General features: G+C 39.9%; 1 protein-coding gene. It reads left to right on the forward strand.

What is annotated here, in order from left to right:
- Positions 1-128: 128 nt before the first annotated feature.
- A partial coding sequence (locus AB4486_RS23165; RefSeq protein ID WP_372118868.1) for a putative quinol monooxygenase occupies positions 129-343 on the forward strand: 215 nt, incomplete at its 3' end.

Consider the following 343-nt stretch of genomic DNA (forward strand, 5'->3'; position numbering starts at 1 on the left):
AGGTTTATCGTTTCAAATATTCCCACTATTATTTATCCATCGACACAGACTGCAGCTCAATGAACAAAGAGTGGCACTGTAAACACAGACAAATCACCATTTCGGTGAAAAATAATATAGGTACGAACATGACTCAACTAACTATCGTCGCAAACATCGTCGCTAACGAAGACAAAATTGAATTGGTTAAAGCAGAGCTGCTAAAACTGATTGATATTACTCGCGCTGAAGAAGGCTGCATCAACTACGACCTTCACCAAGACAATGAAAACCCAGCACATTTCACTTTCTACGAAAACTGGACATCACGTGAACTTTGGCAAACACACATGGGTAATACCTG

Origin of the sequence: Vibrio sp. 10N.222.55.C6, from assembly GCF_041473395.1 — a bacterium.
GTDB classification, from domain to species: Bacteria; Pseudomonadota; Gammaproteobacteria; order Enterobacterales; family Vibrionaceae; genus Vibrio; species Vibrio crassostreae_C.